Consider the following 24,093-nt stretch of genomic DNA (forward strand, 5'->3'; position numbering starts at 1 on the left):
GACCGAATGACACTCAAGACTGCTAACAAGCGGAAGGACTATGCCAAAGGGCCACAACGACACTTACACAAACAGTGCGACAAGACGAATAAAGACCATAGCCATGGTGACTTTCTGGTTTCAGGGCCTCGACGAAGCAGCGCCTAAGTTCGTATGCCTCCTTCGTAGGTTCAACGATGAGCTACCCACTCCGCTCTTTGAACGGCATAGCGGAACAATCAATATGATCAAGCAGGACGAAAAAAGCGCCGTGGCGCATTTCAATGAATTATGTAGACGCGAACTTCAGCGTTATTTTTACTACCTGAATCGACGTTTGAAGTTGCTATCAACCGTCAACTCAGCTCTGAACGGCGACGTATTCGAGATGATCACGGTCACTAAATTTCAGCGAATTTTGTTCCCAGCCAACTTTAATTACCGGAAGATGATTACGGCATTACATCTCCGTCAGGAAGCCCGAAATTCACGGCATGTTAACAAAGCACTGTTGAAATGCCGACAACTTCCATTCGGGAGTTTGATCAGTTGACTCCTCAAGGGGTCTTGCAACTGATTAAGGCTAATTTCTGGAGTTTTCATGAAAAAGAGTTTGCTGGCAGCCGCCTTGTTAACCGGTTTTGCAGGAGCGGCGCAAGCCAATACATCGGTAACGCTATATGGTCTTTTGGATGGTGGAGTTGGCTATACAAAATTTAAAAGCGACACAGCTAGCGCATCCAAAACTGGCGGCTGGGATGGCGCTCAGTCGAGCAATCGCTGGGGCCTGCGGGGCAGCGAAGATCTGGGTGATGGCCTGAAAGCTATCTTCACGCTGGAAAGCGGTTACAGCCTGATGAACGGCACACAAGCCCAAGGCGGTCGTCTGTATGGTCGTGAAGCGGTACTGGGACTGAAATCCGATGCTTGGGGCACGATCACGCTGGGCCGCCAGGGCAACATAGCCTATCGCTGGCTGGCTAGTGTCGCCACGCCTTTCGGCAACAACTTCAATCAAGCTCGTACCGCCGGCACGTTCAGCGTGGCTGAGGTACGTTACGATAACCAGATTCAGTACCTGACCCCCACCATTTCAGGCTTCCAGGCTGGTGTCGGGTATTCGTTCAATGCGGATGGTGAGCAAGAGTTCAAGCAGAGGGACCAGAACGAGCCGAATGTCCGCGCCGTGACTGCGGGTCTACGCTATTCGAATGGTCCCGTGGCTGCGGTTCTGACCTATGACCAGATAAACGACGCCAAGACCGCCACCGGCATCAAGGCCAAATCCTGGAACCTTGCAGGCAGTTATGACTTCGAGGTGGCCGAGGTGCACCTGGGCTTCGGCATCACTGATGGCGGCTGGTTCGGCACTCCTTCTCAACTGCGCAATCCGGAACTCGGTTTCGGCAGTATCCGCGCTTACAACGACGGCTTCCGTGCCAACTCTTACGCTGTAGGCCTGAGCGCCCCTGTCGGCACGCGCGGTAAGCTGCTCGCCGGTTGGGGCATGGTCGACCCGCGGGACAACGGTGCAGCCTACGACGGCCGCGACCTCAAAGCGCAGCACATTTTTGGTCTGGCCTATACCTATAAACTCTCCGCGCGCACCAATCTTTATGCGCAAGGCGCCTATGGCAAAAATGTCTCCTTCGTTTCGGGTAACAAGACTCAGTCGATTGGCGTCGGCCTGCGCCACAGCTTCTAAGTTGGCATGATGTCCATCAGCGGTGCAGGAACTCCATGCACGCTGATGGGCGATTGTGCTTGCCTCGATAGCCGCTATGGTGTGCTGCTTTTCTTTCCGAAACGACGGCATGTCGGGGAAGAAGCCAGACGTGATCGACTGTGTGCACTACCGAATCCGCTTAGACAAACGTCATTACGCTTTGAATTGGGTAACAAAAAAGTAATGCGCGTGTTCGCAAACTGACTGGGCTGATTTCCTACAATTCATTCAAGCGGCTTAACTTTCATCACGCGCCATTGCGCAGCCGCATGAGTTCGTAAATTCTAGGAGTAAACGTATGACCAACTTGAAAAAGAACCTTCTCGCAGCAGTGCTGCTGGCAACAACGACGATGGCGGTCAGCGCACAGCCGCATACCTCCGGTTCCGGAGAGCCCAAGACGCGTGCGGAGGTACGTGCGGATCTAGCATTGTGGAAAAAAGCAGGACTCGATAAATTCTGGGCTGGCGAGAGCACTCCTGATACCTTTAGCCGTGAATACAGGTCTGCCTATGCCGAGTATGTTCGTATGCGTAGTGGCCCCGAATATAACGCAGAGGTCCAGCAACAATCGGGACGATAGTTCGATTTGACGACGCTCTTCTCCGCGATGGGATGGCGATAGTCACCGCGCACGGCTACACTTGTGCGCGGTTTTTCATCCAACACCCAACCATCCATTTCCATGTATGGAGGTGTTGAGTATCCTCAAATGAAAACCGAAGCTAATGTATTGGTATTGGTCTAGCCACGGTAAATCCCATCGTGACCAATCGATCAACCGACCGGGTAAACGTTTTTCCGCCGTGCATTCGAGCTATCGCAGCAACGATTGCTAACCCCAGCCCAAAATGATCTTGATCACTAGACACCCGCTCTGCCGGTAGCCTGACGAACCGCTCAAAGCACCTTACCAGGTGCTCTTGTGCGACAGGCGTGCCAAGATTACAAACTGCGATCCGCACTTCTTCGTCTGCTGCTTCCACGACAATCAGCACATCGCTGAACGCGTCGGCGTGCCGGATCGCATTAGATAGTAGGTTCGACACGGCGCGTTGAAAAAGCGTACGACTAATCAATGCTGAGGCGTCGCCCACTAGCAGTAACTTCACATCAGCTTCCTCGGCCTGAGCCTCATGATAATCCATAACCTCCTGGATTGTAATGGCAATACTGTTGGTCGGCTCCGTCTTAATCCTCGTGCCACCATCGGCCCGTGCGAGGAGCAGAATGTCGCTTATGACTCTTTCCATTCTGTGCAGATCTTCCAGATTAGAAACGAGCATTTCTTCAAGCGAGCGCTCATACCGTTTAGAACTTAATGCCAGCTCGGTTTCACCAATCAGCGTTGCCAACGGCGTCCTTAGCTCATGGGCCAGATTGGCATTAAATTCCTCCATCTGAGCATAAGCACCTTCGATACGTTCAAGCAACGCGTTGAAGTGGGCCATCAACGGTAGAATTTCTGCCGGAGGGGCCTTCGTCTCCAGTCGCTCGCCAAGCCGTTCCGGAGACAGCTTCGCGACCTGGCGACTCAATATATCGATCGGAGTCAGCGCCCTGCGAACCAACCACGCGGCACCTAACGATGCGAGTACTGCGCCTAAAATTGCGCCGATAAACAGAGCCAGTGCCAAGCGCTTGAGAAAACGGATGTCGGAAGTGATGTCCATGCTCAGTTGCGCTTCGATCGGTCCCGTCGATAGTCCATACTCGGGTAGCATAAACGTAAGCTGCCGAAACATGCTTGCCTTGGCGTTTAACGGTCTCTTACCAAACGTCTGGGTCACACTGTTACTCTGCAGAACTAACGAGAGCTCTGGATGGCCATGGAAGAAATCCAAGAGCTGATGTTGCAACGATTCGGGGCTATCTTTAGATGCATTTTCCGTAGCCAAATGCTGAATCGCTCTCTGCTTTTCCCTCAAAAGTTCGGTCTGGCGGGTCGCGAAATTCGAACCAATAACAAGATAGACAGCTGTACAGATCAGTCCTACACTTACCAAGGTTTGTATTGCGAGCCAACGCGAAAGTCGGCCTCGAATTGAGTTTGAGCAACTCAACATTCGCCATCCCGAGCCTCAATTACATAGCCCATGCCGCGCACGGTGTGTATGAGTTTGTTCTCGAACGGGCCATCCACCTTTGCGCGTAATCGCCGCACGGCCGCTTCAACTACGTTAGTATTATTGTTGAAATTAGTATCCCATACCTGTTCGGCTAAAGTCTGCCGAGACAAGACTTGGCCACGCTTACGCATGAACAACTGGAGCAAAGCGAACTCCTTCACAGTCAAGTTGATCGGCTGCTCGTTCCGAAAGACGCGTCGGCGCAGAAGGTCTAGCTCTAGATCGGCTACGCGAACGATATTCGTGTGGGAGTCAGTCAAGTTTGCAGGGTCGTTCCTGCGAGCCAACGCAAAGATCCGAGCCATGAGCTCAGTCAGTGAGAAGGGCTTAGGAAGGTAATCATCAGCGCCATCCTCCAGCCCTCTTACCCGGTCTTCAACCCGATCTCTTGCGCTGAGCATGAGCACTGGCACACGACTCTGTTTGCGCAGTTCGCGTAACAATTGAAACCCGTCCATACCCGGCAACATCACATCCAGAAGGATAAGATCGTATGGGGTCTCTTGTGCAAAATATAGACCCTCTCTACCATCGCCAGCCACATCAACCACATAGCCATGCTCCGTCAACGCTCGACGTAAGTAGTCCGCAAGCTTTCTTTCATCTTCGACCACAAGAACTTTCATCGCTGGTATGATTCCTCCATGAAGAATGACTAAGCGCTCAGCGGCGTGAGGCAGGAACGAACCTACTATTCTCGTTAGCAGCTCGTCTCTAACGCACGGTATGTTCAGAACTCGTACACGTTACGTTAGTCAACCTGACATTAGCAGGACACGGTCATTACGAATACGTAACCTTGGGGGCATGCGCCGTGCGCCGTGCGCCATACGGCCTCGGGCAATGCACAGTATCACCGCGGCAAAGGCGCTGGGACTGTCACGCTATGTTCAAGGAACTCTCTCCACCCCATGCACAAGCCTATTCGATCCCGTTCCCGCTGCGCTAACTGAACGCAGCGGGCATCCTGCACCCATCAGAATCAAAACTGATGGCGCAGTCCTACGCTGACGGTTTTAACCTTCGCGTCATCCAAGAATGCGAAGTTGTCGGTATACGAGCCGACTGCATATAAGTCGGTCCGCTTTGAGAGCATATAGGTATAACCTAGGCTGAACGTATTTGAGCTTGCATCTCCTCCGGTAAGATCTTTGTTGTTTGCGTCTGCTCGTGCCCAGGAGCCGAACATGCTGCCCGCTGCCCCTACCGGTGCAGAGACTGCAACTAAGTATGAATTTGACTTGAAACCGTCGACGAAAACATTGCTCGGCACACCGGAGAAGTTCCCTACAGCGCCCCCAGGCAAGCCTGCCCCACCAAACCAACCATCAGTCGTCCTGCTATACGCAAGTGCCAGCTTGGCTAATTCAAAATCGTAGGCTGCGCCCACGACATACGACCTGGGCGTCGCCTGCGTCTGTTGATCACTCAGCTTATTCGAAGGGTTTAGCTGGTCATACGATATGAAGGCTGACAACGGCCCATTCGCGTAGCGAAGCGCTGCAGTTATGGCGCGTGTATTGTCGGCCGTGTTGAATCCCACCTGATTCGATTTAGAGTCATCCGCACTAAATGAGTACCCCAGGCCCATTGTGAAGCCATTTATCGTCGGCGTCTCATAGGTGACCAATTGGTCGTAACGTACCCAATTTACTGAGCTAAATCCGGACCCACTGCCCATATTCAGTTGAGTAAAGCCTCCGCCAAACATTGGGCCAAGAACGCTGTAAAAGTAGCGCGACCCAATGTTGTACTGGCGGCCTATATTAAACTGACCCCAATTATCACTGCCAAGCCCAACTGTCGCGTTACGACCGAACAGGCGACCACCTTGAGTCGATTGTCCGTTGCTAAGATTGAAACCGGACTCCAGTTGAAACTTGGCATACAGTCCGCCGCCAAGATCCTCTTTTCCCCGTACTCCCCACCGCGAGCCGTTCTTGACGCTATCCGTCATGCCGAAACGGCTGCGATCTAATGACACTCTCTGATTGCTGACAGGATCTACTATCGTCCCGTCCACCTTCGAGTAGCCAACGCCCGCGTCGAGTATTCCGTATAGCGTAACGGAAGTCTCCGCCTGAGTAGTACTAGATAGTATCGTAGCCAGAGCGGCCATTATTTTTAGCGTATTTTTCATTGAAAGGCTCCTTTAACCCTGAGGTAGACATGGCGCTGATTGCAGTAAATGCTCGTTCCTGCATGCACGCGTTAACGCGAGATCCATACATGAAACGAATCTAAGACTGCGGGATTAGGAGCTTAGTCGGCGGTGCCCAACAATCTACGAACTCATCGATTACAAATGCGTTATCTGCATAACGCCGAGAGCAACACTCCGGCCCCTTTGGGTTTCCGAACGCCCGATTAGCTCTAATAATTTTGCAAAGATTTCCTGCTGCCGATAATCAGTCGAATGAAGCCGCGAAACTGTTTCTCAAGTTTTGGTTCTGCCACGCCGCGGCACATCTCCGCAGGCTGTAGGCGCGAATAATGGTTGAAACAGCGAGTTCTCCGCGACAGCACAGTCCGGCTAGTCAATCAGCGGGTCAGCACGTGTATACGCACGACCGATACAACCAGCAACGACCATGACGACAGAATGACGAAGATGACGCAAATGTCATGCTGTCGTCATCGGCCTGTTGGTGCTCGGGACATACATTAGACCCATCGCCAGAAGGACTAGCACGGCGCTAGTAAATCAACGACTCCGCTGGCAACCACTCTTTTAAAAGGAATGAATAATGTCCCTTCGTACCAAAACTCTTGCCGCCTTGCTTACAGCAGTTATTGCAGTTCCCGCTACCAGCTTTGCTTACTGGATCCCTGACAATAGTGAACAGGGGGGCACCGAAGTCGTCGATTGGTCCAACATGAAGAGCCGTGCACAGGTGCTTGAGGAGCTCGAGCAGGCAAAGGCAGACCCTTCATGGGCCACCCGCCAGGGGGAAGAAACTGGGACTTGGTCTATGGCCGGCACTGAGCAGACAAAATCGCGCGCCGAAGTTCGACAGGAACTGGAATCAATGAGCGCGAAAGAAAAAGCCTACATCGAAAGCTTCTACACCGGCGCGTAAGCCGTTCCGATCTCTTTCTCATACAGCTAGGGCAGCCAAACGGCTGCCCTACTCCTTTCTGGAATCACAACTTTGTACCTACGGCTCGGTGCCCTCCGTGTCATAGACGTACCATCCAGCAGCAATCATGACGTTGGCTTTCTCGCCAGGAATACCAGATAACCTAAAAATGCAGTCAATGATGCTTAAAGGCTCCCGAGCAGCAGACACTAGCGCTTCTTCAAAGTCGTGATGGTATAGGTTCCATTCAGGTTCTCAAGCCTGAATTTAACTTTTTCCCCTTCTTTGGCCTGCTGCAATACCGCTGCATCTTTGGCTTTATAAGCCATCGTCATCGGTGGCATGCCGACGTTCTCGAGTGCGCCATGCTCAATCGTTATCATGCCGCTTGGCCGGTCCACCTTACGAACCACACCATTAGACAAAGCGGTGTCAGCCCTAACTTCCGAAGGCGCCGCACTGATATTTCCGGTCGGACCGTTAACATTCCCATCGCCTGCAAAAGCTGTAATGGATATGCCAAGCGCTAGGCTAGCACCCAGCGAACATGAGATCAGTTTCTTCATAACAATTTCTCCGTAGATGGAAAATAAGGTGCGTATGCACCGGACGAGTACTTCCTTACTGATGCTTTCTTTCAAGGCGACGGATTTGACGCCGTTGCAGCAAAAGCCAGGCGGCTGGGATAACAAACATCGACAGAATAGGTGCCGTAACCATCCCGCCAATCATAGGTGCGGCGATACGTTGCATGACTTCCGAGCCAGTACCTTGACCCAACATGATCGGAAACAGCCCCCCAGCACGACGGCCACCGTCATGGCCTTCGGTCGAACCCGTACTACCGCCCCTTCTCGAATGGCTTCCATCAGCAATGACTCAGTAAATGGCTTCCCGCACTTGAGACGATCATTCAAGGCAGTTTTCAGGTAAAGCAACATTACAACGCCAAATTCAGCTGCCACACCGACAAGAGCAATGAAACCAACCGCAGTTGCCACGGAAATTGCATGTCCCAGCATCCAGATGAGCCAGAAGCCCCCAATCAATGCAAACGGCACAGTCACCATCAGCAACATTGCATCAGCCACGGAATTGAACGTGAGAAATAAAAGCACAAAGACCAGTGCCAGCGTCATGGGCACGACTGTTCGCAGCTTAGCTTCCGCCCGCTCAAGGTATTCGAACTGGCCGGACCAGGCAATGGAATAGCCTACTGGCAGCATCACGTCCCGCGCAACGACCTTCTGCATCGCTTGGACGACCGAAGACAAATCTGCATTTTGTATGTCAACGTAGACGTAGCCCGTCAAGCGTGCGTTCTCACTACGGATCATCGGTGGACCATCGGAGATTTTGACGTCCGCGACGTCCTCCAGGCGAATTTGCGCGCCCCGATCAGTCACGATAGATAACTGTCGCAGATCGTCCAGTGAATCACGTATCTCGCGCGGGTATCGAACATTAATGGGGAAGCGCCGACGTCCATCGATCACCTCTCCTACGTTCTCGCCCCCTACGGCCGAGGACACGATGCCTTGAATGTCGGTAATGGCGAGGCCGTAACGCGCAGCAGCCATCCGATCGATATCGACGTCGATGTAGCGTCCGCCCGTCAAACGTTCGGCCAACGCCGACGAGACGCCTGGAACGCCCTTGACCGCCGTTTCAACCTGCGAGGCGATCTGATCGATTTCCTCCAGGCTTGGGCCTGATATCTTGACGCCTACCGGCGTCTTGATCCCCGTCGATAGCATGTCGAGTCGATTTCGGATGGGTGGCACCCAGACATTGGTCAAGCCCGGTACATTGACGGCCTGATCCAGTTCTTCAATCAGTTTTTGAGGCGTCATTCCTACGCGCCACTCGTCTCGAGGTTTGAACTGAATCGTAGTTTCGAACATTTCAAGTGGTGCAGGGTCCGTGGCCGTATCGGCGCGGCCAGATTTGCCAAAAACTGTTGCCACCTCAGGAACAGACTTGATCATGCGGTTGGTCTGTTGCAAGAGTTCAGTGGCTTTCTGGGCTGACAATCCGGGCAGTGCCGTGGGCATATACAAGAGATCACCCTCATCAAGAGCTGGCATAAATTCACTACCCAGACGTGATATGGGAACCAGCGTCACTGCTAAAGCAACAACAGCTAACGCGATAACTGCCCAGGGACGCCGCAGCGTTGCCTCGAGCATTGGCCGGTACATCCAAACTAATACACGATTGATAGGGTTAGCCATCTCACGAGGAATACGTCCTCGAATCAAATAGCCCATTAGCACTGGGACTAATGTCACCGATATGGCTGCAGCGGCTGCAATCGAGTATGTCTTGGTGAATGCAAGGGGCGCGAACATCTTGCCCTCTTGTCCCTCCAGAGAAAAAACAGGTATGAAGGACAGCGTAATGATGAGTAACGAAAAAAACAGGGCTGGCCCCACCTCTGCGGTTGACGTCGCGATCAGCTCCCATCGTCGCGATGTCGTGAGTGGAGTGCCCGGATGCTGGTGTTCATACGCTTCAAGATGCTTGTGCGCGTTCTCTATCATTACGATCGCCGCATCAATCATCGCACCAATTGCAATCGCGATGCCGCTAAGAGACATGAGATTCGCGTTAACACCTTGATAGCGCATCACAATGAATGCCGCAAGTATGCCCAGCGGCAATGAAAAAATAGCGACGAGCGCACTGCGCAAATGAAATAGAAACAAAGCGCAAACTATTCCGACGATAACGAATTCTTCAAGAAGCTTGTTCGTAAGATTTGATACAGCGCGTTCGATCAGTTGCGAGCGATCGTAAGTCGTTACCACTTCAACCCCGGGCGGCAGCGATTTGCTCAGTTCAGCCAGTTTATTTTTAACCGCGTCGATCGTAGTGAGCGCATTCTTTCCGGACCGCATGACGATCACGCCTCCTGCCACCTCACCCTCGCCATTTAACTCAGCAATTCCTCGACGCATTTCCGGCCCGATCTGAATACGCGCGACATCGCCTAGCAAGACGGGTGTGCCTGAGTCGCTCGCGCGCAGTACGACATTCCTGAAGTCAGCCAACGTCTTAAGATATCCCGAAGAGCGAACCATGTACTCGGATTCAGCCAGTTCCAGCACAGAACCACCTGCCTCCTGGTTCGACTTACCCAGTGCATCTTTTACCTCGGCCAATGTAATCCCATAGGCGCGCAGCTTGTCTGGATCCACCACTACCTGATACTGGCGAACCATACCGCCTATAGAGGCCACTTCGGAAACGTCTGGCACGGCCTTTAACTCGAACTTTAAAAACCAGTCATTCAAGGCTCTTAATTGGCCCAAGTCGTAAGAATTGGTTCGGTCCACCAATGCGTACTCATAGACCCAGCCCACGCCGGTGGCATCCGGTCCAAGTGAAACGCTTGCGCCAGGGGGTAACCGGCTCTGCACTTGGTTCAGGTACTCCAGTACCCGTGACCGAGCCCAATACTGATCAGTTTCGTCATCAAAGAGCACGTAGACAAATGCATCACCAAATGACGAATACGCTCGGATTGTTTTAGCGCCAGGAACCCCTAATAAGGTCGTAGTGAGCGGATAGGTCACCTGATCTTCCACAACTTGCGGCGCCCGGCCGGGATAGGACGCTTTGATAATGACCTGAGTGTCCGAGAGATCTGGCAAGGCGTCAATCGGCGTATCCAACAGCGAAAATATGCCCCATGCTGCAATAACGACGGTCCCTAGCAACACGAGAAAGCGGTTATAGATGGACCAATGAATTAGGCGCGCAATCATCGGGCGTTCTCCATAACAGGATCAACCGACAGTAACTGATAGCCATCGCTCGACTGCTTGAACGAGAATCGCGCAGTTTGACCTAGCTTTACGTCCGGGAACGCGTCAGCATCGGGCTTGCTGAACATCATCGTCATGGCGGGCCAGTTCAATGCAGGGACTGCTTGATGCGAGAACGTGATGCCATCGGCAGTAATTTGCTCGATTTTGCCGGTCGTTCCATAAGACGGTGCGGGCACCGCTGTTGTTCCGCCGACTTCCTCCTCGCCAGATGGAGTTTCTCCCTGAAGCTTGGGAAGGATCGAGCGCAGATTCGCTTCAGAATCGATCAGGAATTGGCCCGAGGCGACGACCTGTTGACCTTCACGCAGCCCGCGTAGGATTTCCGTCATATCATCAAGGCGAATGCCCAGCTCAACCTGTACTGGCTGAAGCCGCCCCGCCTCGTTCTTTACAATGACCACCGAACGCTCGCCCGTTGCTATTACAGCCTCAGAGGGGACAAGTAAGCGCGAAACTGACTCTTCCGCGCTGATATGCGCGCGCATCAGCATTCCGGGCGTCAATCCCAGCTCAGTATTGTCGATCTCCAGCCGTGCCTGCAACGTCCGACTGCTCGTACTGATTCCGGGCAAGATCTCTCGAATCCTTCCCTTCACGCGCCGATTTGAGTCGCCCGAAAATACCGCGTCAACTATCATGCCGGGGCGAACCCTCGACGCCATCGATTCTGGCACCTCGATCACAAGCCAGAGATTGTTCAACCCCACCAACTTGGCCAAGGTCTGGCCGGGTGCAACCATCGCGCCGTTACGCACCGAAAGCTCGGTGATCACTCCCGAGACAGGTGCACGCAAAGTAATATAACTTTGCACCTTCCCGGTTCTATCCAGGGTACTGATCAGGTCTTTCGGTATCGACAGTGCCCGCATGCGTGTGCGCGATGCCGACAGCATTTCTCCACCAGCACCGCCGCGCTTAAGCGCGAGATATTCCTCCTGCGGCGCGAGCCAATCCGGAACGAACAGCGATGCGATGGCTGTCCCTTCTTTGATGTGTTGCAAAGGTGCATCTGCATGGAGCCGTTCAATGAATCCATTCACGCGAGACTGGATAAACACCGCTTGCGACTCGTCAAACTGTGTCGTACCGATCGCGTCAAACCCTTGCTTGGTCTGTTCTCTAGTGACCGTCGCGTAGCGGATGCCTAGGCTCTGTTGAAGGGACGGATCTATGCTGATTCCGTTGGCTACACCCTCATCGGCATACACCGGCTGAAGTGGCATATCCATGAAGGGTGATTTTCCAGGTTTATCAAATCGTTGGCCTGGCACCATCGGATCTTGCCAGTACAGAACTTTTCGATCCGATTGAGCTGCCGCCTTACTATCATTTCCCACATTTGCACCAAGGCGCTCTGAGACGCTACCCCCTTGTCGCACACCGAACAAATAGCTGGCGCCAAGGAGTATCGCTACCCCTGCGAGCACAGCGATAACACGTATCCACTTAGTCGGCTGCATGATTAACCCTTTGTGTAAATTCATCATAAATTGGGATAATCTGGTACTCAAGCTGAGCCCAAATTTGGGCAACATCCCGTTCCAGTTCGAGAACCTGAAGTTGCGCGTCCAACAGGTCTCGCTTCGCCTTAAATACCTCTGCCAGCGACCCCGTACCGGCCTTATAAGCCGCCGTTGCTAGCCCAACTTGTCGCTCTGCTGCTGGCAGTAGCGTAGTGTTGAGACTGTCAACACGTTCCCGCCCGTTCGCTAGCGCCGTGGACAAGTTTTCGATATCCGCTTGAACCTGGCGCTGGGTCTCACGCAACATAAAACGGGCCTTATTGCCCATTGCAGCCGCTTGAGCCACATCTCGGTCCTGCCGGCTAGCTCTGGCGATGGGTAACGGGATGCTGACACCCACCGATACCATGTCTTGGTACTGGCTACCTCGCTGTTGGTATGTCACGCCCCATGTCCAGTTTGGAGATCTATTACTGGTAGTGACGGCGGTAGCTGCATCTGCTATTGATATCTCCCGCTCAGCAAGTAACAGCTCAGGTTGAACCCGATTGAGCTCCTGTAGCGTGAGCGAGGACACCTTGCTGTGCAGCGACGGGATTTTTCCCTCTACCCGTATCACAGGTGCGGCAACCCATCGGCTTAGTGAAATCAGTGCTGAACGAAGATCCTGTTGGGCTTTGAACAGACTATCCTTCGTCCGCGAGCGCAACATCTGCGTCTGCGTTACATCAACTGCGGTCGCGCGCAAACCACGATAGGAAGCACGCGTCGTAGTAAGCTCTTCTGTCATCTGAGTCATTAACGCGTTAGACAATCGAAGGGCTCGTTGGGCATAAGCCGCGTTAAGCCAAGCGATCGCCGTCTGCTGTCGAGTGTTAGCAGTTTGCAAGGTCAGATCTGCTCGCGCCCTATTCACCTGCTGATCGGCAAGGTTCTCGCGGCGCCCGCGTTTATCTGCTGAAACCCACTCCTGTTCGATACCAATGCGTCGCATTGTCATCGAATCTCGACTGATCGAATAACGCATTGGTCCTTCAATGGGAACGCTGTCGATACCCAACTTCAGTACTGGATCAGGTAGTTCGCCAGCCGATACGACAGCATTCAAACTGGCCGATATAGATGACTCGCTAGCCTGTATGGCGGCTGATCGGTTCGTGGCTTGAGCAAGCGCTTCCTCGAGAGTGAGGCCGGCCCCCTGACCATAGGCGGATCCGCTTGCCGTTACAAGTAGAACGCACAAAAAGCCGACGCGCACCGCAGCACTCACCATAACGCGCGGCGATGCGCGCGGAGGTATAACTGCAAACATGATTAACTCCGAATAGTTTTTTGGGATCGCTCACGGCTATAGCCGTGGAACAAAAAACGGAACCTGGAGTCAAGTCAAATGCGTAACCTACGTGTCAACAGAAATACAGCGTTATGGTCAGTGCCGCCTTCGGACAAGTCAGCGTAGATGGCTATCGGCCATGTGGGCAACGCAGACGATAGCGCGGCCGGATATGAAAATAAGAAAACTGGCTCTGACGCATTCGGCTGTGCACTAGCCTGGTTCAGCTGGCTTTCATCTGAAGAATGCTGTGCACATAGAGATGGTTGCGCCTCATCGATTATCCTCAAATTACCGGCGGGCTGGGTGCAGCCGTGGCCCGCTGGTTGTTCGGTTGAGGCAGCGGCCTGCAATTGAGGTTGGGGACACACATAGCTTGCCAATGCCAGGCGCGAGAATAGTAGTGCAGTGAGCATCACTACGATCAATAGCCAACGAGCATTGGGCCGAGTCAGTTGCATGATGCGCTAATCAATAGTCCCAAGACTATTGCCTTTTGCCTCGCAGTTGTCCACACATTGGAGCGATTACGGAGGGTGCTTTGGGATAATACCCAGCCCTAAAGAGGGTTGCGTGCACTTGCCGCAAGCAATTATAAATCCCTTCGCGGCACACGGTTGACAGGCCATCGATTTTCTTTGCAGCGGATGCACTGGCAAGTGCAAGCGACGCCACTAATGCGCTACGCAAAGCTTTCATACTGACTCCATCTATTTCATTTGTTTGTTATTCTAATGAACCGCTACTGACAATGACAGGTCGCTGCAATTACATTTTTGACATGTTTAAAGCCAATCGTAATGCGCTACCGTTCAGGTCGTTGTATGAGGCTACTTTTCTGCATGCGAACGCTCAGAATTGACAGTCATTTTGTCCACTATTCTTCCTCGCTTCAGCACCTCATGCACCAAATACACGGGACGTTGCTTAGTTTCGTAATAGGTCTTGCCGATGTACTCGCCAAGCAGGCCAATTGACAGCAATTGGGCACCGCCAAGAAATGTGATCATGGAAATGAGCGAAGGATAACCTTGCACCGGGTCGCCGAAGACAAGCGCCTTGACGACAATCCACAGGGCGAAAACAATGCCAAGAAATGCCGTCAGCAGGCCTCCAGCAATGACCAGGCGCAGCGGAGCCGTGGAGAAAGAAGTAATGCCTTGAAAGGCAAGGTTAAACAGGCTGGCGTAGTCCCACTTGGTAGTGCCCGCCACACGCGGCATCCGATCATACTCAATGACTGTCGTGGGCAAGCCTATCCAGGCGAACAAACCTTTCATATAGCGGTTCCGCTCGTTCAACTGTTGCAGGGCATAGATAGCCTTGCGACTTAGCAAGCGAAAATCACCGGTATCGGCTGGGATCTCCACGTCGCTGACAGCATTGAGCACTCTGTAGAAGTGATGTGCGCTACGGCGCTTGAACCAGGTTTCGCCTGCTCTTGAGCTGCGGCGCATGCAAACGACGTCCGCACCCTCGTTCCAGGCTTGCATCATTTTGGGGATTAACTCTGGAGGATCCTGCAAATCGGCATCCATGATGACGACCGCAGCGCCGACGGCATACGCTAGGCCTGCTGTCAGGGCCGCTTCCTTTCCAAAGTTTCTGCTTAGAAATACAGCAGTGACGGCCGGGTCATCCTTGGCCAGCCGCCTCATCATAGCCGGCGTACCGTCGCGACTACCATCATCCACTAAGACCAATTCATAAGCAACCCGCAGTCCGGCGAGCACTGCAGTCAACCGCTCGTACATAACCGTGATGACCTCCTGCTCGTTGTACAGTGGAATCACTACCGACAACTCCACCGTGTCACCCTTATCTAACTCGGGGCTCATTATCTCAACCAACGTGCTCATGGAACACAATCCTTATGTAACAAACGACATTCATCACCGCAATTGCAGCGTTGGTATAGGGAGCGAACCAACTGACCATTGGTGGCTGGACAACATGGCGTCGCCGCCTGAGTTCCCCAGGAATAGCTAACGTAGTTGAATGCTTCGCCCAAGAGCATCCTGCATGAATAGTTTTTTAACCCCACGGCAGCCGAATCATCTGAAACGACACGATGCTATTTTCTAATCGTAATTAAATACAGCTGTCATATCCGTGACGCCTGGATTACTTTTTGTAATCCGCTTGGAAGGCCAGCTTGTGGACCCATTGGAAAATGCCTTTTGATTCGCGGTTCGCCGACTCAAAAGTCGCGCTATTTAAGTTGACGTTCACTGCCATTCTCCAGTATTAGCTACCATGGACGCCAAGCTCGTAGCAGTAGGGCCTACATCTGGCCCGGATTTGCGGGCGATTTAGTCTTGATAGAGGCTAATGACGCTAATCTGTTAAAAGAGCCCGTCGTCCACCGAAACAGCTAACAAATATCGCACTTTTAGAGGGTTGTGAATTTTTTGAATGCGCTACTGCCTACGCAGAAGCAGAATTCGACTCATAGTGCTTATCTCCCTTTTCCAGAAGCTGCTCATCAGATTCTCGGGCAGCAGAACGGCGGTAGCTCAATTGATACAATATGGGCAGCACCAACAGTGTCAAAAAAGTCGAAGAAACGATGCCGCCGATCACGACCGTGGCAAGCGGGCGCTGTACCTCCGCACCCGTTCCGGTATTCAGCGCCATGGGCACGAAACCCAGCGAGGCCACAAGTGCGGTCATCAGCACTGGCCTGAGCCGAGTCAACGCACCCTCTCGGATCGCCGCATCGAGCGATAGGCCCTCCTCGCGCAGGCCACGGATGAAGGACAGCATGACAAGGCCGTTCAGCACAGCCACGCCCGACAAGGCAATAAATCCCACCGCCGCAGAGATCGATAGCGGGATGCCCCGCAGCCAAAGCGCCAGGATACCCCCGGTAAGCGCAAAAGGAATGCCAGTAAATACCAACAGACCATCTTTGACGTTGTTGAACATCATAAAGAGCAGGATGAACACCAGCAGCAGGGCAACCGGCACCACAATTTGTAACCGCTGTGTCGCCGACTCGAGCTGTTCGAACGTGCCGCCCCAGTCGATCCAATATCCAGCTGGTACTTGTACCTGCTTCTGGAGGCGTTCCTGAGCCTGCGACACAAATGTTCCGATGTCGCGTCCTCGAACATTGGACGTGACGACGATGCGCCGTTTGCCGTTCTCGCGACTGATCTGGTTCGGCCCCGCTGTCGTTTCGAGCGTTGCAATCGAGCCAAGCAGAATGTGGTTTACCGCGCCGCCAGCGGTCGGCAGCGCAATCGGCAACTGCTTGATGGCATCAATGTCGCTGCGCAGGGCCTCGGACAACCGCACAACGATCCCGAAGCGGCGATCGCCCTGAAAGAGTGTCCCGGCATCGCGCCCGCCAATGGCGACGGCTACCGCGTCCTGCACCTCCTGGAGGGTCAATCCGTAACGGGCGGCCTGTGAGCGGTCGATAGCGATAGTCAGCACAGGCAGGCCCGTTGTCTGCTCAACATTAACGCCGCTGGCGCCGGGTACCTGCTCTAGCACCTGTGCAATTTCTGTCGCGGTCGACTCCAGCACGCTCATATCATCGCCAAAGATCTTGACCGCTACGTCCGAGCGCACACCTGATATCAGTTCATTGAAACGAAGCTCGATCGGCTGGGAGAACTCGTAATTGCTGCCAGGTAGCTGCGCAGCCGACACTTGCACTTGACGCAAAAGCTCATCCCGGGACAAATTGGGGTCTGGCCATTGGTCTTGGGGCTTGAGCATGACATAGGCATCGGAAATATTGGGCGGCATGGCATCGGAAGCCACCTCCGCCGTGCCGGTGCGAGCGAATATGCGCTCTATCTGCGGGAATTCCTTTAAAAGCTTGCGTTCCAGTTGCTGCTGCATTTCGATAGATTGGGTCAAGCTGGTGGCCGGTACCCGCAACGCCTGGATCGCGAAGTCACCCTCATTAAGACTCGGAACGAATTCGCTACCCATACGCACACCGATCAAGGCCGAGAGCACAATGGTGACGGCCGCAAAAACCAGCACAACAGGTTTATTGGCCATTGCTAGATTCAGGGCGGGACGATAGGCGCGTTTGGCGCCACGAATGAAAAGGCTTTCCTTTTCCGTGACCCGCTTTCCGATAAATAGTGCCATCGCTGCGGGCACAAAAGTCACGGAGAGGATCATCGCTCCCAATAACGCTGTTACCACTGTAAAAGCCATAGGAGTAAACATCTTGCCCTCCACGCCCGTGAGGGCGAAGATCGGCAAGTAGACGATCATGATGATGAGTTGCCCAAACAACAACGGGCGGCGCACTTCTTTTGACGCAGTAAATACTTCATGTAACCGCTCCGAAAGCGTAAGCGGGCGACCATGGTGTGCTTGGGCATGCGCCAGCCGTCTCACGCAATTCTCAACGATCACCACAGCACCGTCGATGATGATGCCGAAATCCAGGGCACCCAGGCTCAACAAGTTGGCACTGACCTTGCCCGTGACCATGCCGGTGAAGGTGAACAGCATAGCCAAGGGAATAACGAGTGCTGTGAGCACTGCGGCACGGATATTGCCCAGGAACAGGAACAGCACCACGATAACCAGGATCGCACCTTCGAGAAGATTCTTCTGTACGGTGGCAATCGCTTTGTCCACAAGTACGGTGCGGTCGTACACCGTTACTGCGCTCACCCCTTTGGGTAAGCTGCGGTTGATCTCCTGCATCTTCTTATCGACTGCGTGGGACACGGCCCGGCTGTTCTCGCCCATCAGCATGAACGCCGTCCCCAGCACCACCTCACGGCCGTTCTCGGTTGCTGCACCAGTGCGCAACTCCTTGCCTATGCCGACTTGTGCAACGTCTTGAATGCGGATTGGCGTGCCACCCACGTTGGCGATAAGAATTTGGCCGATTTCATCCATGGACTGCACCTGACCCGGGACACGGACAAGTGATTGCTCGCCACGCCGTTCGATGTAGCCGGCCCCGACGTTACTGTTGTTCCGTTCCACCGCCTCGATCAAATTTTGCAAGGTAAGACCAAAAGAGCGCAGCTTTCCCGGATCCGGCGCGATCAGATACTCTTTGGCGTACCCCCCAATGGTGTTGATCTCGGTCACGCCAGGCACATTGCGCAATTGGGGTTTAATGATCCAATCCTGAATCTCGCGCAAGTCCGTTGGTGTATACGGTGTGCCGTCCGGCTTGACCGCCCCGTCGTCTGCTTCCACTGTCCAGAAATAAATCTCGCCAAGGCCGGTAGAGATCGGCCCCAGTGTCGGTGTCATGCCAACAGGAAGCTGATCCTTGGCCCCCTGCAGCCTCTCGTTCACCAACTGGCGAGCGAAGTAGATGTCAGTGCCTTCCTCAAAGATCACTGTTATTTGAGATAGCCCGTAGCGCGAGAGCGAGCGCGTCTGCTCCAGCTTCGGAATACCGGCCATCACGGTTTCAAGTGGATAGGTAACGCGTTGCTCGACCTCCAGGGGTGAGTAGCCCGCCGCAGCGGTGTTGATCTGCACCTGCACGTTGGTAATATCGGGCACGGCGTCGATAGGAAGGCGCTGATAGTTGTAGATGCCCAGAGCGGCCATCCCGAGCACGGCCAGTATGATCAACCAGCGCTGCTCGATTGAAAAACGAATGATGCGTTCGAACACGGTTCTTCCTCTATTTAATGGCTGTGCGAGGCACTACCCTTGCCTAACTCGGATTTGATGACAAAGCTGTTTTTCACGGCGTAGCGTGCACCAGCCTTCAGTCCTTCGAGAACCTCCACCGCCTTAGCATCGCGACGCCCAATCTTCACGATTTGAGCGACAAACTCGTTATCATGTCGCACAAAGACAACAGACTCTTGCTCCACGGTGTGAACGGCCTCAGGCTCGACCGCCACTGGAACGTCGGATTCACCCGAGACCACTTGGACGTTGACGAACAAACCTGGCCGCCAGCTCCCGCTGGGATTGGACAAACTAACCCGGGCCGTGGCGGCGCGGCTTTGTTGGCCTAACAGCGAGCCGACATAAGAAACAACGCCCTCTGCCTGCGAGTCAAAGGCGGTAGCCTGCACAATTGCTTTACTGCCAACGCGCACTGCGCCGAGTTTCTCAGCTGGCACAATAATGTCCGCCCACACCGTGGAGAGATCGGAAATCTTAAAAATTGATGCATCAGCGCTAACCGTCTCTCCAAGCGCGATATCCTTTTCGACGATCATGCCATCGAACGGCGCGCGCACTTCGAGGCGGTTGAAGCTTCCCGGTTTGCCCGCGTCAGTTCCGAGTGCCTGAAGCTGTTCGAGCGCATTGGCCACGGCAATCTGCGCTTCTTGCTGTTGCTGGCGCGCCTGGAGGTAGTCCTGCTCGGCAGAAATTTTCTCTTTCCATAACAGCCGTTCGCGCTCGTAGGTGGTCCGAGCCAGGGTCAGGCGCTTTTGCGCGGCACTCAACGTGCTGCGCCGCTCGGACAGCTCCGGGCTGGCTATGATGGCCAGTACCTCGCCTTGTTTGACCTCTTGCCCGAGGTTGGCTTTGACAGTCTGAACAACGCCAGCAAGACGCGGAACGAGTTGCGCGGTGCGATCGGCGTTAAAGACGATTTCGCCAGGCAACTTGGTGGCGCCTTGAATGCGCGCTGGGCCTGCCACAGCCATGCTGATTCCCGCAGCCTGAATCTGTGCTTCGGTGAAGGTCACCTCGCTCTCGTGCTGATCTTTGTCGGTGGGCGTAGCACCACTCTCGTGAGCATGTCCGGCTTCCTCTTCGCCTTGCTTGCCGTCTGTCTGCTCCGCCGCTTGGGTGTGTTCATCTTGATCTGAGGCGCTGTTTTCGGACACCGTCCCGGCGAGAATCAGCGTGCTCAGCAGAACGCCGATGACGACAATGACGGCAATTAAGACCACCTGCCTGGTACGGCCGCGTGAGCCTGCGTTGTTTGATGTGTTCTTCATAGTGAGTCTCGTCCTAGAATACGGTCTATTAGTGCAAGGGCTTGATAGGCATCCGACCGCGCGGACAAGTGTCGAACACGCGCTCGAAATAATGTCCGTTGCGCATCCAGCACCTCGATAAAGCCAAACTTTCCCGCTTCAAATCCTTTTTTGGCTCTGTCGAACGCCGTGTTGGCACTGGGCAGAATCTCGGACTCGAATCTCTGCGTGGCACTTTTGGCAATGTCGAACTCGCTGGCGGCTCGTTGTAGTTGTGTCTGCAGACGAATCTTTAAGCCTCGGTAATCGTCTCGACTCTTATATGCCAGCATCGAAGCTTCATAGACATTCCCCTGATTCCGATCGAAAAAAGGTAAAGGAATCGACACGCCCAGCATCATCTGATTGCGCCCCAGCTCGTTGTTCCGAATTACGCCAGCGCTTACTGTCAGATCCGGGTATCGCTTGCTCCGCTCCACTGCGATTCGGGCTTGGCTTCGCTCAAGATCAAGCCGCGCTGACTGCATGCGAGGCGAACGCTCCAGTGCTGCGGTCAGATCGTCTAGATCGGGGCGCCCCGGTAGGGCAGCAATATCTCCTTCGACCTTGGTAAATAGCGGGGAGGGATTGCCCCACAACGCCGCGAGGTTATATCGAGCCAGCTTCAGCGAACTGGCCGCCTGGGCCTTCTCCAGTTCTGCGTTCGCCAATTCGACCTGCGCCCGATCGGCATCCAGAGGTGGAACTTTGCCTGCCTCAACCCGCCGGCCTGCGATGCGATATGCGTCGTGAGCGATTTCAACAGTTTTGGTCGATAGCGCAACTTGCTCTTGCGCTATCAGCACATCAAAGAAGGCGGCAACCGTTTGAGACCGCACATCCGCACGGGTCTGCTGTAGATCCTGTCGTGCAATATCGCGAGTAAGCTCGGCTGCAGCAACGCGCGCTTCGCGCTTACCCCCGAGCTCTATGGGCAAACTGAGTTTCGTCGTCGTGGTGCGCGACGCTTTGCGGGCCGTGTCTTCTACTTCAACGTCCAATACCGGGTTCGGTCTTGTTCGGGCCTGGAGTACGATGCCTTCAGACGAATCGGCCGCGTAGCGAGCAGAAGAAAGAGAGTAGTTGGCATCCAGAGCCAGTTTGACTGCCTGGTTGAGTGTCAGTGACGCTACCGGTTCAGTTTGCTTCGCCGAAGTCGAGCCAAGGTAGGACGGCAGCGGCTGAGCCGATGCCGCTCCGCATAGAGCCAAGGCGGCTCCAAATAGAAGTAATGCACTGCGCATGGAATTGCTCCAAGATAGTATTTTGAGGTACTTGACTCTTGAGCAGTGCTGAGATCGGTGCGATGACGGTATCGCCTACAGATGAGGCTTTCGAAAGCGATTCGGTCCAAATGAGGTGTCGCGCTGCCGCTCCCAGCTACTGCAAGGATAGCGGGACGACGCGGTAAAAGGTTGCTGCGTGGTCCCGCTTCAGACTGACGCCGTCCATTTAGGCCGTTCTGGCCTTTCGATGGGAGATTGCCGTAGGAGCTGCAGCTCGTCGGCTTCAGGAGCGAGGGAAGATAAAATGGGAACTACTCGAGGTGGATAAGTCTCAACAATACTCAAGGCATGCAGACCACAGAAGCGGTCCTCATGATGAACGCTTACGGTGGTTGAGCCGCGCTCATCGCCCTGCCCGGCTTTAGCTTCTTGGGTTTCGGAACAGAGATGGAGGCAGGCATCATGCTCTTGTGCGACGTACACACTGACCACTCCCCAAGAAACCTGGAGCGGCAGAAGAACAAGCACAAGGATTAACACGAGTTTTTTCATTCCAACGTCGATTATGCCGATTCTCATTACTGGACCTTTAACACACTGCGGCTCGGTATGACTGGCAGGTAACGGCTAAAGCTGTTGAGCCTTTCACGCAAAGAAAATCCTATATGGGGACGCTAATCGAGCTCATAGCTATCGGCTCGGCGGAAGCAACAAGCTGGCAACTTTTAATATTAACTAAATACAACCGTCACGCCCGCAACAGCCCGATTACTTTTTTGTAATCCAAAAACATGTCTCAGCACGAGTGTCGAAACTCTTTCAATCTCAAGCAATAGATACAAAAAAAATGACTACTAGGGAAAATCCATCTATTCGTTAGATTGGAAATCTGCCAATCTAGGTTACTTTGATCTCTTGCGAGCACCCACGTCGGCTCCTATGCCGTCAAGTGTTAGAATTCAGGCCCTTCTTTGGGAAGTAGCTTACTTTCGACTTCGCGAGAAAGGGTTGTGTCAACATTCTAGGCTCCAACGCCATGGCGCAAGCGGCCGACAGGCATGGCGAGACCATAGACTTTTCCAGTGCGCTGCCGGGCCGTACCGGAAAGTCCATGTGTCGCTCGGCTGGAACCACTCCCGCATGAATTTTTTCTACGATGATCCTGGTGTTGGCCAGGTCAACTGACGCGTTTGTGACCGCGGTCGACAAAGGTACTGCCCGTCGCACTCCTCGCCTATCAGAAGCGCTGCGTCTCGGAATTATTTTTGGTGTAATCGAAGCCGTCACACCGTTAGTTGGATGGGCTCTAGGGTCCATCGCAGTTGATTCCGTCGCAGATTGGGATCATATGGACGACGGAAGGTATAATCGGGAAAATCAGGAAGATGGCCACAGCCAGCATCATGACACCTCGAAAGTTTCGCACTGACAGCATCCAACGTCCAGCCTTAGGCAAAAGTGCACCCGCTGTGGTACCAGAGATCAGAAGCGGAACACCCATCCCGAGAAAAGCGCATCCGAGCAGGTGTATTAGCGCGAAAACGTGATAAGTGAAGCGAGCCGTGTCGGTGTAATACCCCCAATGCGCAAGTAATTCAAGCCGTCCAGCTAGCACTGGGCCACCACCATCAGCGCTGCATATTGACGAGCGAGCCCCACATCGCGCAGGTCTTTAACCTCGCTCAATGCGGTACAGACGCACAAAGTAGTCGATGGCTCGGTCGTTGCAGCTCCGTTTTCCCTTAGGTTGTATGCGTCTGACGTCGATGAATTTATGCCGAAGATGGGCTGAGCCAGCCAAGTGATCAATGGCATCCTCTTGCTAAGAAAAATTTTATCAACTGCGCTTACTTCGCAGACTGTCGTTGCACTTCTTGTTGATATTCAGGCCCCGAACGCAAACGGACATATTCTGCATAGGCAGCTTTATATTGGGGTCTAAAAGTATCCGGGGAGCCGCGACCTCGCCAGAATTTATCCAGCCCCGCGCGCTTCCAAAGCACTAAATCAGCCTGTACTTCTGCGCGTGTTTTGGATTCTCCGTAGATGCCAGAGTCCCCTGACTGACGTATCTGTGATGTACACGCAGTGGTCACGACTGCACAGAGCAGGACAGCCGTGACCAAATGAATTTTTGACATAGGCATAATTCTTGTTCCAAACACTCGAATTTCGTCGCTTCGTTGCTCATCGAACTAACTCTATTCACCTTGAAGCAGTTGGTTGAAAGCCCGTAAATATTTTACTTTAGCCATAAGGACAAACCTCCAGCATCTGGATTACATTTCTGTAAGCTTTATGAGGGCAGTCAGTTTTCTGTCGCTTCTCTCTTAAGTTAGAAGTAACCCTCGCGGACCTTCCTTCTCCTGACTGCCTATGTCATTTTTTCGCAGAT

The 24,093-nt window shown here is 53.6% G+C and carries 17 protein-coding genes and 2 pseudogenes; 4 read left to right on the plus strand and 15 right to left on the minus strand.

What is annotated here, in order from left to right; genetic code table 11:
• The first annotated feature begins 580 nt into the window (after positions 1 to 580).
• Both L1889_RS11835 and L1889_RS11840 read left to right on the plus strand, forming a co-directional pair.
• On the plus strand, positions 581 to 1,684 hold the full coding sequence (locus L1889_RS11835; RefSeq protein WP_238665292.1) for a porin: 1,104 nt from the start codon (positions 581 to 583) through the stop codon (positions 1,682 to 1,684).
• A gap of 319 nt (positions 1,685 to 2,003) precedes the next feature.
• Positions 2,004 to 2,288 carry a DUF4148 domain-containing protein gene (locus L1889_RS11840; protein ID WP_257793899.1) on the plus strand — a complete coding sequence of 95 codons (285 nt, stop codon included), beginning with the start codon at positions 2,004 to 2,006 and terminating at the stop codon, positions 2,286 to 2,288.
• Positions 2,289 to 2,430: 142 nt separating this feature from the next.
• Here L1889_RS11840 and L1889_RS11845 read toward each other — a convergent pair whose 3' ends face one another.
• The 3 genes from L1889_RS11845 to L1889_RS11855 form a co-directional block, all read right to left on the minus strand.
• Positions 2,431 to 3,771: a heavy metal sensor histidine kinase gene (locus tag L1889_RS11845; protein ID WP_257793900.1), complete on the minus strand. Its 1,341-nt coding sequence runs from the start codon at positions 3,769 to 3,771 to the stop codon at positions 2,431 to 2,433.
• Positions 3,765 to 4,460, minus strand: coding sequence for a heavy metal response regulator transcription factor (locus tag L1889_RS11850; RefSeq protein ID WP_238665294.1), 696 nt, complete (start codon positions 4,458 to 4,460; stop codon positions 3,765 to 3,767). Before L1889_RS11850 ends, L1889_RS11845 begins: the two co-directional genes overlap by 7 nt.
• 356 nt (positions 4,461 to 4,816) lie before the next feature.
• Positions 4,817 to 5,974 carry a porin gene (locus L1889_RS11855; protein WP_238665295.1) on the minus strand — a complete coding sequence of 386 codons (1,158 nt, stop codon included), beginning with the start codon at positions 5,972 to 5,974 and terminating at the stop codon, positions 4,817 to 4,819.
• 607 nt (positions 5,975 to 6,581) lie between these two features.
• Here L1889_RS11855 and L1889_RS11860 point away from each other — a divergent pair.
• A complete protein-coding gene (locus L1889_RS11860; RefSeq protein ID WP_238665296.1) occupies positions 6,582 to 6,914 on the plus strand; it encodes a DUF4148 domain-containing protein in 333 nt (110 codons plus the stop codon).
• A 209-nt stretch (positions 6,915 to 7,123) separates the two neighbouring features.
• Here the strand turns inward: L1889_RS11860 and L1889_RS11865 are convergent, their stop codons facing one another.
• From L1889_RS11865 to L1889_RS11910, 10 genes and pseudogenes are all read right to left on the minus strand, one after another.
• Positions 7,124 to 7,480 carry a copper-binding protein gene (locus L1889_RS11865; RefSeq protein ID WP_238665297.1) on the minus strand — a complete coding sequence of 119 codons (357 nt, stop codon included), beginning with the start codon at positions 7,478 to 7,480 and terminating at the stop codon, positions 7,124 to 7,126.
• A gap of 55 nt (positions 7,481 to 7,535) precedes the next feature.
• Positions 7,536 to 10,684: pseudogene (locus tag L1889_RS11870) on the minus strand (efflux RND transporter permease subunit).
• The gene (locus tag L1889_RS11875; protein ID WP_238665925.1) at positions 10,681 to 12,207 is read right to left on the minus strand and encodes an efflux RND transporter periplasmic adaptor subunit; all 1,527 of its coding nucleotides are present in this window, start codon (positions 12,205 to 12,207) and stop codon (positions 10,681 to 10,683) included. The pseudogene L1889_RS11870 and the gene L1889_RS11875 overlap by 4 nt, the downstream one beginning before the upstream one ends.
• Positions 12,194 to 13,522, minus strand: coding sequence for a TolC family protein (locus L1889_RS11880; RefSeq protein WP_238665298.1), 1,329 nt, complete (start codon positions 13,520 to 13,522; stop codon positions 12,194 to 12,196). The genes L1889_RS11875 and L1889_RS11880 overlap by 14 nt, the downstream gene beginning before the upstream one ends.
• 74 nt (positions 13,523 to 13,596) lie before the next feature.
• Positions 13,597 to 14,004: a hypothetical protein gene (locus L1889_RS11885; protein WP_238665299.1), complete on the minus strand. Its 408-nt coding sequence runs from the start codon at positions 14,002 to 14,004 to the stop codon at positions 13,597 to 13,599.
• Between the two features lie 369 nt (positions 14,005 to 14,373).
• Entirely contained in the window at positions 14,374 to 15,402 is a 1,029-nt protein-coding gene (locus L1889_RS11890; RefSeq protein ID WP_238665300.1) for a glycosyltransferase family 2 protein, read from the minus strand.
• A gap of 568 nt (positions 15,403 to 15,970) precedes the next feature.
• The gene (locus L1889_RS11895; protein ID WP_238665301.1) at positions 15,971 to 19,162 is read right to left on the minus strand and encodes an efflux RND transporter permease subunit; all 3,192 of its coding nucleotides are present in this window, start codon (positions 19,160 to 19,162) and stop codon (positions 15,971 to 15,973) included.
• Between the two features lie 14 nt (positions 19,163 to 19,176).
• A complete protein-coding gene (locus L1889_RS11900) occupies positions 19,177 to 20,454 on the minus strand; it encodes an efflux RND transporter periplasmic adaptor subunit (protein WP_238665302.1) in 1,278 nt (425 codons plus the stop codon).
• Entirely contained in the window at positions 20,451 to 21,716 is a 1,266-nt protein-coding gene (locus L1889_RS11905) for a TolC family protein (RefSeq protein ID WP_238665303.1), read from the minus strand. Before L1889_RS11905 ends, L1889_RS11900 begins: the two co-directional genes overlap by 4 nt.
• Positions 21,717 to 21,905: 189 nt before the next feature.
• Entirely contained in the window at positions 21,906 to 22,277 is a 372-nt protein-coding gene (locus L1889_RS11910; RefSeq protein ID WP_238665304.1) for a hypothetical protein, read from the minus strand.
• A gap of 577 nt (positions 22,278 to 22,854) precedes the next feature.
• Between L1889_RS11910 and L1889_RS18830 the strand changes: the two are divergent.
• Positions 22,855 to 22,992 (plus strand): annotated as a pseudogene (locus tag L1889_RS18830) (hypothetical protein); the annotation flags it as partial.
• 12 nt (positions 22,993 to 23,004) lie between these two features.
• Here the strand turns inward: L1889_RS18830 and L1889_RS18835 are convergent.
• A complete protein-coding gene (locus tag L1889_RS18835; RefSeq protein WP_238665961.1) occupies positions 23,005 to 23,313 on the minus strand; it encodes a cytochrome c biogenesis protein CcdA in 309 nt (102 codons plus the stop codon).
• Positions 23,314 to 23,545: 232 nt separating this feature from the next.
• Positions 23,546 to 23,845, minus strand: coding sequence for a DUF4148 domain-containing protein (locus L1889_RS11925; protein WP_238665305.1), 300 nt, complete (start codon positions 23,843 to 23,845; stop codon positions 23,546 to 23,548).
• Positions 23,846 to 24,093 lie beyond the last annotated feature (248 nt).

Origin of the sequence: Paenalcaligenes niemegkensis (genome assembly GCF_022230885.1) — a bacterium.
In the GTDB taxonomy this organism is placed as follows: Bacteria; Pseudomonadota; Gammaproteobacteria; order Burkholderiales; family Burkholderiaceae_B; genus Paenalcaligenes; species Paenalcaligenes niemegkensis.

What these genes read in the sequence shown, in the direction of transcription:
- L1889_RS11910 (WP_238665304.1), bottom strand. Translation starts at nt 22,277, where the DNA reads ATGAGAATCGGCATAATCGACGTTGGAATGAAAAAACTCGTGTTAATC.
- L1889_RS11845 (WP_257793900.1), bottom strand. Translation starts at nt 3,771, where the DNA reads ATGTTGAGTTGCTCAAACTCAATTCGAGGCCGACTTTCGCGTTGGCTC.
- L1889_RS11875 (WP_238665925.1), bottom strand. Translation starts at nt 12,207, where the DNA reads ATGCAGCCGACTAAGTGGATACGTGTTATCGCTGTGCTCGCAGGGGTA.
- L1889_RS11925 (WP_238665305.1), bottom strand. Translation starts at nt 23,845, where the DNA reads ATGCCTATGTCAAAAATTCATTTGGTCACGGCTGTCCTGCTCTGTGCA.
- L1889_RS11890 (WP_238665300.1), bottom strand. Translation starts at nt 15,402, where the DNA reads ATGAGCACGTTGGTTGAGATAATGAGCCCCGAGTTAGATAAGGGTGAC.
- L1889_RS11880 (WP_238665298.1), bottom strand. Translation starts at nt 13,522, where the DNA reads ATGTTTGCAGTTATACCTCCGCGCGCATCGCCGCGCGTTATGGTGAGT.
- L1889_RS11900 (WP_238665302.1), bottom strand. Translation starts at nt 20,454, where the DNA reads ATGAAGAACACATCAAACAACGCAGGCTCACGCGGCCGTACCAGGCAG.
- L1889_RS11860 (WP_238665296.1), top strand. Translation starts at nt 6,582, where the DNA reads ATGTCCCTTCGTACCAAAACTCTTGCCGCCTTGCTTACAGCAGTTATT.
- L1889_RS11865 (WP_238665297.1), bottom strand. Translation starts at nt 7,480, where the DNA reads ATGAAGAAACTGATCTCATGTTCGCTGGGTGCTAGCCTAGCGCTTGGC.
- L1889_RS11855 (WP_238665295.1), bottom strand. Translation starts at nt 5,974, where the DNA reads ATGAAAAATACGCTAAAAATAATGGCCGCTCTGGCTACGATACTATCT.
- L1889_RS11905 (WP_238665303.1), bottom strand. Translation starts at nt 21,716, where the DNA reads ATGCGCAGTGCATTACTTCTATTTGGAGCCGCCTTGGCTCTATGCGGA.
- L1889_RS11885 (WP_238665299.1), bottom strand. Translation starts at nt 14,004, where the DNA reads ATGCAACTGACTCGGCCCAATGCTCGTTGGCTATTGATCGTAGTGATG.
- L1889_RS11850 (WP_238665294.1), bottom strand. Translation starts at nt 4,460, where the DNA reads ATGAAAGTTCTTGTGGTCGAAGATGAAAGAAAGCTTGCGGACTACTTA.
- L1889_RS11835 (WP_238665292.1), top strand. Translation starts at nt 581, where the DNA reads ATGAAAAAGAGTTTGCTGGCAGCCGCCTTGTTAACCGGTTTTGCAGGA.
- L1889_RS11840 (WP_257793899.1), top strand. Translation starts at nt 2,004, where the DNA reads ATGACCAACTTGAAAAAGAACCTTCTCGCAGCAGTGCTGCTGGCAACA.